This window comes from Microbacterium sp. Leaf436 (genome assembly GCF_001424715.1).
Classification (GTDB): Bacteria; Actinomycetota; Actinomycetes; order Actinomycetales; family Microbacteriaceae; genus Microbacterium.
This window is the reverse complement of record NZ_LMRB01000001.1, coordinates 657,256-670,468: the sequence shown is the minus strand read 5'-3', so window position 1 is coordinate 670,468 and position 13,213 is coordinate 657,256. Positions and strand designations below refer to the sequence as shown.

12 protein-coding genes are annotated in these 13,213 nt (G+C 72.1%); 7 read left to right on the top strand and 5 right to left on the bottom strand.

All coding sequences use genetic code 11. The features are described from left to right. The first annotated feature begins 40 nt into the window (after positions 1–40). Positions 41–883, top strand: a complete 843-nt coding sequence (locus ASG45_RS03220; RefSeq protein WP_055832801.1) for an HAD family hydrolase — start codon at positions 41–43, stop codon at positions 881–883. 159 nt (positions 884–1,042) lie between these two features. Here the strand turns inward: ASG45_RS03220 and ASG45_RS16365 are convergent, their stop codons facing one another. Continuing rightward, positions 1,043–1,744 (bottom strand): GntR family transcriptional regulator, encoded by a 702-nt coding sequence (locus ASG45_RS16365; RefSeq protein ID WP_055832800.1) that lies wholly within the window; start codon positions 1,742–1,744, stop codon positions 1,043–1,045. Between the two features lie 187 nt (positions 1,745–1,931). On the opposite strand from ASG45_RS16365, the gene ASG45_RS03210 reads away from it, so the two are divergent. Genes ASG45_RS03210 through ASG45_RS03185 form a run of 6 tightly spaced genes read left to right on the top strand, consistent with a single transcriptional unit; the run spans position 1,932 to position 9,156 of the window. Further along, positions 1,932–2,849, top strand: coding sequence for an ABC transporter permease (locus tag ASG45_RS03210; protein WP_055832799.1), 918 nt, complete (start codon positions 1,932–1,934; stop codon positions 2,847–2,849). Then, the gene (locus ASG45_RS03205) at positions 2,846–3,745 is read left to right on the top strand and encodes an ABC transporter permease (protein ID WP_055832798.1); all 900 of its coding nucleotides are present in this window, start codon (positions 2,846–2,848) and stop codon (positions 3,743–3,745) included. Before ASG45_RS03210 ends, ASG45_RS03205 begins: the two co-directional genes overlap by 4 nt. Beyond that, complete coding sequence (locus ASG45_RS03200; RefSeq protein WP_082516429.1) at positions 3,742–5,412, top strand: dipeptide ABC transporter ATP-binding protein; 1,671 nt, start codon at positions 3,742–3,744, stop codon at positions 5,410–5,412. Before ASG45_RS03205 ends, ASG45_RS03200 begins: the two co-directional genes overlap by 4 nt. After that, on the top strand, positions 5,409–6,947 hold the full coding sequence (locus ASG45_RS03195; protein ID WP_055832797.1) for an ABC transporter substrate-binding protein: 1,539 nt from the start codon (positions 5,409–5,411) through the stop codon (positions 6,945–6,947). The genes ASG45_RS03200 and ASG45_RS03195 overlap by 4 nt, the downstream gene beginning before the upstream one ends. Next, on the top strand, positions 6,944–8,167 hold the full coding sequence (locus ASG45_RS03190; protein WP_055832796.1) for an amidohydrolase family protein: 1,224 nt from the start codon (positions 6,944–6,946) through the stop codon (positions 8,165–8,167). Before ASG45_RS03195 ends, ASG45_RS03190 begins: the two co-directional genes overlap by 4 nt. Then, positions 8,167–9,156, top strand: coding sequence for an ornithine cyclodeaminase family protein (locus ASG45_RS03185; protein WP_156459345.1), 990 nt, complete (start codon positions 8,167–8,169; stop codon positions 9,154–9,156). The genes ASG45_RS03190 and ASG45_RS03185 overlap by 1 nt, the downstream gene beginning before the upstream one ends. Positions 9,157–9,578: 422 nt before the next feature. Here the strand turns inward: ASG45_RS03185 and ASG45_RS03180 are convergent, their stop codons facing one another. From ASG45_RS03180 to ASG45_RS03165, 4 genes are read right to left on the bottom strand one after another with little or no spacing between them, the layout of a single operon-like run. Next, a complete protein-coding gene (locus ASG45_RS03180; protein WP_055832795.1) occupies positions 9,579–10,433 on the bottom strand; it encodes an SDR family oxidoreductase in 855 nt (284 codons plus the stop codon). After that, positions 10,430–11,206, bottom strand: coding sequence for an enoyl-CoA hydratase/isomerase family protein (locus tag ASG45_RS03175; RefSeq protein WP_055832794.1), 777 nt, complete (start codon positions 11,204–11,206; stop codon positions 10,430–10,432). Before ASG45_RS03175 ends, ASG45_RS03180 begins: the two co-directional genes overlap by 4 nt. Beyond that, on the bottom strand, positions 11,203–11,964 hold the full coding sequence (locus tag ASG45_RS03170; protein WP_055832793.1) for an SDR family NAD(P)-dependent oxidoreductase: 762 nt from the start codon (positions 11,962–11,964) through the stop codon (positions 11,203–11,205). Before ASG45_RS03170 ends, ASG45_RS03175 begins: the two co-directional genes overlap by 4 nt. A 45-nt stretch (positions 11,965–12,009) precedes the next feature. Continuing rightward, positions 12,010–12,969, bottom strand: a complete 960-nt coding sequence (locus ASG45_RS03165) for a hypothetical protein (protein ID WP_055832792.1) — start codon at positions 12,967–12,969, stop codon at positions 12,010–12,012. Positions 12,970–13,213 lie beyond the last annotated feature (244 nt).

Below are 13,213 nucleotides of genomic sequence, written 5' to 3'. Positions count from 1 at the left end.
GGGTCCTCACGGCCCGGGGCCGACCTCTTGGAGTACATCTATGACCCGCATCGCCTTCCTCGACGTCGACGGCACGATCCTCGAACACGGTTCGGTGATGGCGCCCTCGACGGCGACCGCCATCCGACAGGCGCGAGAGAACGGGCACCTCGTGTGGCTCAGCACCGGCCGCTCCGCCGGCGACATCCACCCCGACGTGCTCGCCATCGGCTTCGACGGCGCGATCACCAACGGCGGAGCGTATGCGACCCAGGCCGATCGGACGCTGGTGGAACGCCCCCTCCCCCGCGCCGACGTCGACACCCTCGAGCGGTACTTCGAGGCCCACGGCATCCACTACTTCCTGCAGACCCACGGCGGCGTCTTCGCCAGCCCCGGCATGGGCGCCGTGATGAACGAGTACCGGCGCGAGCGTCACGCCCAGCGCGCGGCCGAGCTCGAGGCCCAGGGCCTGCCCCCCGAGCAGCCGCTGTGGCGCGAGCCCCGCCCGGCGTCGGAGGTCGACCGCGACGCCGTCGCCAAGGCCGTCTTCGTCAGCCCCTCGACCGACACCGTCGCCCACGCCGCCGCCGAGCTCGGCGACGGGTTCCACGTCATCCCGGGCTCGATCCCGCTGCCCGGCGGCTCGAACGGCGAGATCGGCCAGGCCGGCGTGACCAAGGGCTCCGCGATCACCGACGTGCTCGCCGAACTGGGCCTGTCGGCGACGGACGCCATCGGCATCGGCGACAGCTGGAACGACGTCGAGATGTTCGAGGTCGTCGGCACCCCCGTCGCGATGGGCAACGCCGTGCCCGAACTGCAGCGCCTCGCCGGCCGGGTGACCACCGCCGTGCTCGACGACGGCGTGCACAACGCGTTCGCGGAGCTGGGCCTGATCTGACGGGTCGTGGGCCCACGCGGTCCACATGCAGGAGCGTTGGTTCGTGCGGCGCCTCACACGCCGCGCGACAGCACATGCGCCACACCGGTCATGCAGATGGACCCGCGGATCGCGTTAATCGCAGCCGGGTGGGGCAGCGCGGGCGCCCTTTCGGCGCGGTCAGGCCCCCGACGTCACCCGGCGCGACCGCCGGCGACGCTCCGCCCGCTCGACGGGGGGAAGCCGCTCGACCAGGCCCGGCATCGACTCCACGCGGGCCCGCTCGACGTGCGCGGCGGCGAGTGTCTGCGCGAGCGAGACGTGCCCGCCCACGATCGCCTCCACCATCTCGGCGTGCTCGTCCCATCGACCGGGGGTGTCGCGTTCGGGCGTCAGACGGAAGAGCCATCGCGTACGGCCCGTGAGCAGACCGCTCATCCTCGAGAGCAGTGCGTGACCGGCGAGGGCGAAGATCTCGTCGTGCAGATCGGAGTTGCGCGACGAGGCCGACGCCGCGGCGACCGACGCGACGTGCGCCACGTCGAGCGCGGCCCGCAGCGCTGCGGTGTCGGCGCCCGCGGCGGCGCGCTCCGCGGCGAGCGCCGCGGCGAAGGGCTCGAGGTGCATGCGCATGTCGAACAGCTCCCTCGCGTCGTCGACCGTGAAGCGGTGCACGACGGCGGCACGGCGATGGGCCGACGACACGAACCCCTCGGCCTCGAGCACGTGCAGCGCTTCTCTGACGGGCACCCGCGAGACGCCGAGCTCCTCGGCGATGTCGCGTTCGCCGAGCTTGTCGCCCATGTCGATCTCACCGGTGATGATGCGCTCGCGCAGGATGTGCGCGATGCGCCGGCCGGTCGCGTCGATGTCGTCGTCCACGCCTCCATCCTGACAGGGGTGAGACGTGGGAGGAAACCGTCGTTTGGTATTCCAAACATGGCTATACCGGTTATCCAAAGCGTCTGAAGCGTCGTTTGGTACTCCAAAGTGACGCCCGCGTAAGGATCGCATTGCGTGTTCGTTACATCGCCTTGGTATACCCGTTGCGCGCCGTAGCGTCACCTCCGTGCTCGCCTTCCTCCTCCGCCGCCTCGCCCTGGCCGGCGCCACGGTCTTCCTCGTGGTCACGATCGGCTTCGTCCTCGGTCGCCTCACCGGCGCCCCCGGCGCACTCCTGCTCCCCGACAACGCCAGCAGTGCCGACGTCGACGCGCTCAACGCCAGCCTCGGCTTCGACCGCCCGGTCATCGTGCAGTACCTCGACTTCCTCCGCGGAGTCGTCGTCGGCGACCTCGGCGACTCGTACCGCCTGCACGAGTCCGCGCTCGGGCTCGTGTGGGAACGCCTCCCCGCCACGGTCGAACTCGCCTTCTGGGCGTTCCTGGCCGGCTTCGCCCTCGCGCTCGTGGCAGCCGTCGTCATCCACCTCAGCGGCAGCCGGATCCTGCGCGCCGTCGTCGGCTGGCTCGGCGCCACCCGGCAGGCGGTGCCCGACTTCTTCTTCGCCCTGCTGCTCGTGCTGATCTTCTCGGTCACGCTCGGCCTGCTGCCGTCCTTGGGCCGCACGAGTCCAGCGAGCCTCGTGCTCCCGGTCGTGACCCTCGCCACCGGCCAGTTCGTGATGTATCTCCGCCTGCTCGACGCCGCGCTGAGCGATCAAGCCGAGCAGGACTACGTGCGTACGGCCTTCGCGATCGGCCAGTCGCGACCGACCATCCTGTTCACGCAGATGCTCCCCAACGCCCTGCCGCCGGTGCTCGGCATGGCCGGCCTCAACCTCGGCGGTCTGCTCGGGGGCACCGTCGTGGTCGAGGTGGTGTTCGCCTGGCCGGGGCTCGGCAGCCTGCTGACGGCCGCCGTGAGTCAGCGCGACTTCCCGATCGTCCAGGCGGGGCTCCTCTTCGTCGCCGTCGCCTTCGTCGTCGTCAACACCCTCGTCGACCTGCTCGTCGCCCGCATCGACCCCCGAACGGCCACCTCATGACCACCGTCGCCCTGCCCCCGCTCCCCGAGGCCGCGACCTCGGCACCTCCCCCTCGGCCCCGTCGTCGGCGCCTGCGCCCCTCGGCCGTCGTCGGCATCGTGATGCTCGCCGTCGTGGTCGGCGCGACCGCGCTGCGTCCCGTGCTGCCCGGCTTCGACCCGTTCGGGCAGGACCTGTCGCGCGTCCTTCTCCCGCCCTTCGTCGACCCGGCGCACCCGCTGGGCACCGACCCGCTCGGGCGCGACCTGTTCAGCAGGATCGCCCTCGCCTCCGCCGTCACCCTCGGCATCACGGTGGCCATCGTTTGCCTCAACGCGGTGATCGGCACCACGGTCGGCATCCTGGCCGGCTTCTTCGGCGGGCGGATCGAGTCCGCTCTGTCGGTGCTGTCGAACACCGTGCTGGCGATGCCCGTCGTGCTGCTGCTCATCGCCGTCTGCGCCGTGGTCCCGCCCAGCGCGGGGCTCACGATCCTCGTCGTCGGCTGCACCTGGTGGGTGGGCTACGCCCGGGTCACCCGCAACGTCGCCGCGGCCCTTCGGGCGCAGGACTTCGTCGTGGCACCGCGCACACAGGGTGCCGATCGCTTCTGGTCTCTCACCCGACACGTGCTGCCGAACGTCTGGCCGCACACGCTCATCATCGCCGCGACCGACATCGCCACGATCGTGCTCGTCGAGGCGTCTCTGGAGTACCTCGGTCTCGGCGTGCAACCGCCCACGCCCAGCTGGGGCGCCATGATCTACGACGGCCAGAAGTACCTGGCCACCGATCCGTGGCTGGTGATCCTGCCCGGGATCGCGATGTTCCTCGCCGTGGGCGGCGTGCAGTTCCTCAGCCAGCAGTTCACCGCCGAGGCGCGTGGCGCCTTCCTGCGCAAGGGAGCCCGACGATGACCCGTCCCGTCCTGTCCGTCGAGAACCTGCGTCTGGACGCCACGACCGACGAGGGCCACCGCACCGTGGTGCACGACGTCTCGTTCGAGGTCGCGCCCTCGTCCGCGCTCGGCGTCGTCGGCGAGTCCGGCTCCGGCAAGAGCCTCACGATGCTCGCCGCCCTCGGCCTGCTGCCCCCGGGCGTGCGCGTCGCCTCGGGGAGCGTCTGCATCGACGGCCGCGACGTGACGTCGATGAGCGAGCGGGAGCTCCGCAGCATGCGCGGCCGGGTGACCGGGATGGTGTTCCAAGACCCGATGTCGGCGCTCAACCCGCTGCGCTCGGTGGGGGCGCAGGTCGCCGCCGCGGTGCGCGCCCACTCCCCCGCCGCCTCGCGCACCGCCGCCCGCCGACGCGCGGTCGAGCTGCTGCAATCGGTGGGCGTCCGCGACGCCGCCGACCGCGCGGCGTCGCGGCCCCACCAGTGGTCGGGCGGCATGCGCCAGCGCGCGGTCATCGCCATGGCCATCGCCAACGACCCGCTGCTGCTCATCGCCGACGAGCCCACCACGGCGCTCGACGTCACGGTCCAGGCGCAGGTCATGGCCCTGCTCGACGAGGTGCGCGAACGCACCGGGTCGGCGTTGGCGCTCATCAGCCACGACCTGGGCCTCGTGGCCCAGCACACCGACGACCTCGTCGTCATGCGGTCGGGACGAGTCGTCGAGCACGGTGAGACCCGCGCGGTGCTGTCGACCCCCGCTCACGAGTACACGCGGCGGCTGCTCGCGGCGGCGCCGTCGACCCGCACCGGGGCGGACCGCCCGGCGCTCGTCGAAACCGCCGAGGAGCCCGCCCTGGAGGTGACCGACCTCGTCGTCGAGTACCCCGGTCGACGAGGCCGACGCACCCGGGCGGTCGACGGCGTGTCCCTGCGCATCCGCGCCGGAGAGACCGTCGCCGTCGTCGGGGAGTCCGGATGCGGCAAGTCGTCGCTGCTGCGCGCCATCCTGGGCCTCACCCCGGCGAGCGCGGGCACCATCCGCTTCGAGGGGCGCACCGTGTCCCCCGACATCGCCGGACGCAGCGCCGAGATCCGCTCGCGCGCCCAGGTGGTGTTCCAAGACCCGTCGTCGGCGCTGGACCCGCGCATGAGCGTCGCCCGCTCCGTCGGCGAACCGCTGAAGATCCGCCGGAGCTTCACTTCGGCGCGCGTGCGCACGCTGCTCGACGGGGTCGGCCTCGACAGCTCGTTCGACGACCGTCTTCCCACCCGTCTGTCGGGCGGGCAGCGCCAGCGCGTCGGCATCGCCCGCGCTCTCGCCCTCGACCCGGCGATCGTGCTGCTCGACGAGCCCGTCTCGGCGCTCGACGTCTCGATCCAGGCGCAGGTGCTCGACCTGCTGGGCGGTCTGCAGCGCGAGCAGCGACTCGCCTACCTCTTCGTCTCGCACGACCTCGGCGTCGTCCGCGGCATCGCGGACCGCGTCGTCGTGATGCAGGCCGGACGCATCGTCGAAGAGGGCCCGACCGAGCGCGTCTTCGCCGAGCCGCGGCATCCGTACACCCGCACCCTGCTCGACGCCATCCCGCACCTCTTCTCCCACTCACCCACCCGGCCCGCGTCACCCACCCTCGCCGACTCACCCGCCCTCTCTGCGTCGCCCACCCGAAAGGCCCTCTCATGACCCGCTCGACAGCCCGCCGCGCCCTCGCAGGCGCCGCCGCCCTCACCCTCGGCAGCGTGATCCTCGCCGGATGCGCCGGCGGATTCGACTCCCCCACCGGCTCGGGCGAGACCGCCCGCACGAGCCTGACCGCCGCTCTGCCCACCGATCCGAGCTCCATGGACCCCATCCGTTCGGGCGCGCTGGTCGTGCTGTCGGTCTTCTTCCACACCCACGATCAGCTGGTGAAGATCGCCGCCGACGGCACCCTCGAGCCGAAGCTCGCGACGGACTGGAAAGCCAACGACGACCTGACCCAGTGGGAGTTCACGCTCACCCCCGACGTGACCGCCAGCAACGGCGAGGCCATCGACGCCGACGACGTGGTCTTCACGTACGAGACGATCCTGGGAGACCCGAGCGGCGAGAACTACGCCTACCTCTCGTCCCTCGACAGTGTCGAGGCGGTGGATGCCACCACCGTGCGTTTCACCCTCAAGCAGCCGTTCTCGGCCTTCCCCCGCAACACCTCGCTCATCTCGATCGTGCCCGCCGACACCTACCAGCAGATGGGGGCCGACGCCTACGCCCGGGAGCCGATCGGATCGGGGCCCTACGTCTTCGACAACATCACGACGGGCGTGTCGTACGACCTGAAGCGCAACGACGACTACCGGGGTCCGGCCCCGGTCATCGAGGAGATCTCGCTGCAGCCGGTGTCGTCCACCGAATCGCGCGCGAACGGCGTGCTCTCAGGCAGCCTCGATGTGGCCCAGATCGGACCGACGCAGGTGGCCTCGGTGCAGGCCGCGCCGTCGGCGCAGACCTTCTCGGCCGCCTCGAACGGGGTCGTCTTCCTCGGCGTGAACTCCACCGCCGGCCCCCTGCAGGACGTGCGCGTGCGCCAGGCGGTGGCCAAGGCCGTCGACACCCAGGCGATCGTCGACTCCCTGCTGTCGGGACTCGCCGAGCCCGCGAAGGCCATGATCGCGCCGGCGGTGGAGGGCTTCTCCGACTCCGTCCAGCCCGTCGGCTACGACCCCGACGGCGCGCGTGCGCTGCTGGCCGAGGCCGGCTACGACGGCACGCCGATCCCGTTCGACTACGCCACCGACGGTCGCATCCCGCTCTCGAGCGAGGTGGCCCAGAGCATCCAGGGCTACCTGCAGGCCGTCGGCATCGCCGTCGACATGCGCGGCGCCGACCAGCAGAGCCACACGCTGAAGGTGCGCGGCCGCGAGATGCAGGGCGTCTACCTCAACACCTGGGCCCCCTCCACGCTCGACGGCGACCTGCCCCTCACCGACTTCTACGAGACGGCCGGCAACAACAACTACGCGCAGGATCCCGCCACCGCCGCCTGGGCGGCGGAGCAGCGCGGGGTCGAGGGCGACGCACGCCAGCAGGTCTTCGAGGAGCTGTTGGACTACAGCAACACGCAGGGCTACTTCGTTCCGCTGTACGTGCCCTTCAACAACTTCGCCGCCGTGAGCGGACTGCGTTGGACCCCGCGCGCCGACGGTCTGTACGACTTCACCGGAACGAGCTTCGAGTGACCTCCACCGTCCTCACCGACGTCCGCCCCTGGGGCGGTCCCCTCTCCGACGTCGTCCTCGCCGACGGTCTCATCGCCGGCATCCATCCGGCGGGCACGGAACCCATCGACCCCGCGACCGAGACGGTGTCGGGCCGCGGACGCATCCTGCTGCCGTCGTTCGCCGACGTGCACGTGCACCTCGACTCGACGCGCATCGGCCTGCCCTTCCGGCCGCACACGGGTGTGCCGGGGGTGTGGGGGATGATGCTGAACGACCGCGACAACTGGCGCCACGCCGAGCAGAGCATGGAGCGCCGCGTGGCGACGACGCTCGAGAGCGCGATCGCGCGCGGTACGACCCAGGTGCGCACGTACGCCCAGGTCGACATCGACGCCGATCTCGAGAGACTGGATGCCGTGCTCGCGGCGCGCGAAGCCAACCTCGACCGGTGCGAGGTCGAGATCATCGCCTTCCCGCAGGCGGGTCTGCTGCGCGAGGCGGGATCGATCGAGGTGCTCGATCGGGCGATGGCCCGCGGGGCCGATGTGGTCGGCGGGATCGATCCGTGCGCCCTCGATCGCGACCCGGTCCGGCATCTCGACGCCGTGTTCTCCATCGCGGAGCGCTACGGCGCCCCCATCGACATCCACCTGCACGAACCGGACCAGCTGGCGAAGTTCTCGGCCGAGCTGATCGTCGAGCGTACCCGCGCCCTCGACATGCGCGGTCGCGTCACCATCTCGCACGGCTACGGCCTGGGGCGCCTGCCCGAGGCGCAACTGCGCGCGCTGCTCGAGCAGTTCCGCGACCTCGGCATCTCGATGGCCACGATCGCCCCCCCGTCGCCGCTGCCCACGCGCCTGCTCGACGAGTACGGCATCGCGCTGGGCCTCGGGCAGGACGGCCAGCGCGACTACTGGTCGCCCTACGGCAACACCGACATGCTCGACCGCACCTGGCAGCTGGCCTTCACCAACGGCTTCCGCCGCGACGACGACATCGAGCACTGCGTCGCGATCGCCACGGTGGGGGGCCGCGCGGTGATGGGCCGGGCGGCCATGCCGGCCCACGGCGCCGAGCACCCCGGCGTCGGGATCGGCGACCCCGCCGACCTCGTGCTGGTCGCCGGCGACACCGTGACGGCGGCCGTGATGGACCGCCCGAGCGACCGCACCGTGCTCTTCCGCGGTGTCGTCGTCGCCGACGCCCTCGAGCTGACCGACGGGAGCCGCGCCTGATGCTGCTGCTGAGCACGCCCCAGTTGGAGGGTCTCGTCGACCGCGAGGCCATCGCCGAGGCCGTCTCCCGCGGGTTCGCCGAGATCGCCGAGGGCCGCGCCGATCAGCCCGGCCCGACCTCGATGTCGACGCCGGCGGACTCCAACCGCTTCATCCTGATGTCGGCGGTGTCCGAGGCCTCCGACCTCGCGGGCGTCAAGCTCCTCGCCGACGTCCCCGACAACGCGGGGCGCCGGCTGCCGACCCAGCGCTCGATGATCCTCGTCGTCGATCGCGTCGACGGGTCGCCGGTCGCGCTGCTGCACGGCGCCGTGCCGACCCGGGTGCGCACCGCCGCCGCCAGCGCGGTGGCCACCCGCACGCTCTCCCGCCCCGATAGCCGGACCCTCGGCCTGATCGGCGCCGGGGCGTTGGCCCGCGAGCACGCCCTGGCGTTGCGCGACGTGCGGCCCTTCGACCGCGTCGTGGTGTGGTCGCGCACGCGCGAGCGCGCCGAGGGCCTCGCCGCCGAGCTTCGAGACGAGGGATGGCCCACGACGATCGACGTCGTGGCATCCCCTCGCGAGGTGCTCGAGGAGGCCGACGTCGTCTGCACGCTGACCCCGTCGGTGGAGGCCATCGTCGAGGGGGCGTGGCTGCGCCCGGGTCAGCACCTCAACGTCGTCGGCGCCCGCCCGCGCGCGGATGAGCGCGAGGTCGACGGTGCGGCCATGGCCCGGTCCTCGATCTGGGTCGACGACCGGGCGACGGCGCGCACGAAGTCGGGCGACCTGCTGCGGGCGATCGCCGAGGGCGCGATCTCCGAGGCCGACGTCGTCGGCACGATCGGAGAGGTCGTCGCCGGTCTGGCCCGGGGCCGCCGGTCGCCGGAGGAGATCACGCTGTTCGACTCGGTGGGGATCGGTGCGCAGGACGTCGCGGTCGCCGACGTCTTCATCCGCGCCGCCCGCGCGCAGGGCCTCGGCACGACGGTCGACCTGAGCGCCTGAGCGACCCGTCGTCCCGGCGGCGCCCACGCGCGGCGGCGCCCGCTCGGCATCCGCGATGCCGATAAACGCTGTTCGTGCGCATAAACGCGGTGACGGAGTGTTTATGCGCACGAATCGCGTTTATGGATGCACCACACCACCGCGACTCCTCGCCCGCTGGGGGCCGTGCGCCATTGCGGCACCGCGCACCTCTTGCGCGTCGGACTCGCCCGTCGGTCTGTCGTGCGAGCGGGGCACCCGCCCATAAACGCGATTCGTGTCGATAAACGTGGTGACAGAGCGTTTATGCGCACGAATCGCGTTTATGGATGCCGACCGCAGGGCCCCGCGCCGACGAAGGACGCCACGCCCACCTCCGGGCCCCACGACCCCACGCCCACCGCACGACCTCCACCGCCCGGCGAAGGTACCGGAACGCCGCGTCAGTCCAAGAAGATGTCGGGGTACATCGCGGCATCCGGCGTTCCGGGCACGGCGGCGTAGCCCGAGAAGTCCGTCACCCCGGCGGCCAGCAGCACGTCCTCGACGATCAGCGTCTGCCCGGTCCGCTCGCGCGACGGTGCGGTGAGCACCTCGTACGCCGCGTCGGCGTAGATCTCGGGAGTGCGCGACACGGCCATGAGCCGGTCGCCGCCGATGACGTTCTGCACCGCCGCGGTCGCGATCGTCGTGCGCGGCCACAGGGTGTTGGCGGCGATCCCGTCGCCCGCGAACTCCTCGGCGAGGCCCAGCGTCGCCATCGTCATGCCGAACTTCGCGAGGCTGTACCCGGTGTGCGCCCCCAGCCAGCGAGGAGTGACGTTCAGCGGCGGCGAGAGCGACAGGATGTGGGGGTTCTCGGCATCCTTCAGCGAGGGGACCGCGGAGCGCGAGAGCAGAAACGTGCCGCGGACGTTCACGTCCTGCATGAGGTCGTACTTCTTCGTCGCGAGCTCGAGCGAACCCGACAGGTCGATGACGCTGGCGTTGTTCACGACGATGTCGATGCCGCCGAACTCCCCCACGGTGCGCCGCACGGCCTCGGTGATCGACTCCTCGTCGCGCACGTCGCCGACGATGGGCAGCGCCTGACCGCCCGCCGCGCGGATCGCCTCGGCGGCGGTGTGCACCGTGCCCTCGAGCTTGGGGTGCGGGGTGTCGGTCTTGGCCAGCAGCGCGATGTTCGCGCCGTCGCGCGCGGCGCGCAGCGCGATGGCGAGGCCGATGCCGCGGCTGCCGCCCGACATGAGGATGGTCTTTCCGGCCAGTGTGGCGCCGGAGGAGGGCGACGTGCTCATGCGCGTCCTTTCGCGGAGGCAGCGGCGAAGGCGGCGACCCGCGCTTTCGCCTCGGGGGTGTCGAAGGCGGCGCCGATCGTGGCGGCCTCGTCGGCGAGGTTCTCGGCCAGGGTGCGTCCGGCGCCCACGCGCACGAGGCGCGTCGCCTGCCCGAACGCCGCGGTCGCGCCATCGAGCCAGAACCGCGCGATCTCGTTCACGCGGGGCGCCAGATCGCCGGATGCCACGACCTCGGCCACCAGCCCCCAGTCCAGGGCCTCGGCGGCCGAGAGCATGCGGTCCTGCAGCAGCAGCTGCAGCGCACGCCGCTGACCGATCGCCGCGGGCAGCAGGGTGGAGACGCCGAGGTCGGGGGTGAGCCCGATGTTCGCGTAGCGACTGACGAAGCGGGCGTTCTCGCTCGCGACGACGTAGTCGGCGGTGAGCATCAGGCCGAGCCCGCCACCCGCGACCGCACCGTGAACGGCGGCGACCATCGGCAGCGGCGCCTCGGCGAAGGTGCGGATGCCGTCGTGGATCGCCTCGGCCGTCTCGGTCACCTCGCGACCCGACGCGCCGGTCGTCGCCATGGCCACGACGTCGCCGCCCGCGCAGAACGCCGGCCCATTGGCATCCAGGATCACTGCCCCGATCGAAGGATCGGCGGTCACCTCGTGGGCGACGGAGCGCCAGCGGCGCGCCATCGGGAAGTCCATCGCGTTCAGCGACGCGGCGCGGTCGAAGGTGACGCGCGCGAGCCCGTCCTCGACGTGGAGCAGGATGCCGTCGGTCATTTCGGCGCCATCCGGATCGCGCCGTCGAGGCGGATCGTCTCGCCGTTGAGGTAGCCGTTGTCGGCGATCGCGAGCACGAGACGCGCGTATTCATCGGGGGTTCCGAGGCGGGAGGGGTAGGGCACCTGCTGGCCGAGCGAGTCCTGCGCCGCCTGCGGGAGGCCCTTCAGCATGGGGGTCTCCATGATGCCGGGGGCGATCGTGACCACCCGGATGCCGTAGCGGGCGAGCTCTCGCGCGAGGGGCAGCGTCATCGCGTGCACGCCGCCTTTGCTCGCCGCGTAGGCGGGCTGCCCGATCTGTCCGTCGAAGGCCGCGACACTCGCCGTGTTCACGATGACGCCGCGGTCACCGCTCTCGGTCGGTTCGGTCTTCGCCATGACGGCCGAGGTCTGCGCGACGACGTTGTAAGTACCGATGAGGTTGACGCGCACGACGCGCTCGAAGTCCTGCAGCGAGGTGGGGGCACCCTCGCGGTCGAGCACCTTCGCCGGCGGGGCGATGCCCGCGCAGTTCACGACCACGCGCAGGGGGCCGGCTTCGGCGGCGCGGGCGGCAGCGTCCGCGATCTGATCGGCATCCGTCACGTCGGCCGCGACGAAGGACCCACCGAGCCCCTCGGCGACGTCGGCGCCGTTCGAGGAGGGCAGGTCGACGATCGTGACGTTCGCGCCCGCCGCGGTGAGACGGCGGACAGTGGCCAGGCCCAGGCCCGAGGCACCGCCGGTGACGAGGGCGGAGGCTCCTGCGATATCCATGCATTCTCCTTCGAAGCTGAAACCGGGTCCCACCCTAGTCGAGACTCAGGATCGCGACGAGCCCCGCCCGCGCGTGCGCCCGGGGTGGGTGCGGATGGCCGCGGTCGCCGCTCCGTCGACGAGCAGGATGACCTCTTCGGGATTCCAGTCGTACGCGGTGCGCAAGCGTTCGCCGAGCGCCGTCGTCGCGTTCGGCACCGACGTCTCCACGCCGCCCGCCACGTCCGCGGCCTCGGGATCAAGGTCGCGAGCGGCGGCGCGCAGGTCGACGAGAAGAGCGCGCATGCGGTCGGGTCCGTACGCCGCGGATGCCAGATCCCAATCGCCGATGACGACGGCGGCGCCGGGTGCGCACCGCGTCGGGGGCTCGGCGACCCGGGGACCGAAGCGCAGACGCACCACCGACGCGCCGTTGAACAGCACGGCGAGCGCGCCCAGCACGGTGGCCGGAGCGAACGAGAAGGCCGTGATGTACAGCGCGGAGTCCCAGCCCGCGCCGAACCCGACCACGACGCGCGCGAGGCTGTACAGCGCGTAGACCGCGGTGACGACGGCGATGACCCGTAGCGGCCCCGACGGTTCCACGCGCGCGCGGATCGCCGCCCACGCGCAGGCCCCGCTGACCACCGTCAACGCCAACGCCTTCACCGCGAGCGACGTCGGCAACGGCACGGTCGCGGTGACCGTGGCCACCAGCAGCGCCAGGGCGAGCGTCGCCATCGAGGTGCGAATGGCCCGGGACCCGTCGAGCACGCGCACCGCCACCAAGAGCAGGGCGGGCGCGAGCACCATCGCCACGTCTCCCGCGACCAGGGTGATCATGCCGCCGCCCGTGCCGTAGATGAGGTACATCGCGCTCGAACCGACCGCGCACACTCCCGACACCGCGGCGAAGCGCAGGAAGAGGGTCATCGCCCCGGGGGTCGCGACCCGCGGCAACGCCACGGTCAGCACCGCGGCCGCGACCGCGACGCTGACCGCCAACAATCCGATCGACAATTCCATGGCATCCCCCGTGCTCATTCTGCCGCGCTCCCACCCGCCGCACGTACCCCTCGCCCCGCCCCGCCCGCGCCCCGCCGTCTCCCCGCCCGCTCCCCGCCCGCTCCCCGCCCGCTCCCCCGTTGAATGTCCAAGACGCGCCGCGCCACCCGGGCCCACCCCGGCGTGTTCCGGACACTCGACGGCATCGCCGCCGTCCGCGGGTCGCGGGGGTGCGCCGGGCACGCGAGGGTCGTGCGACGAGCAT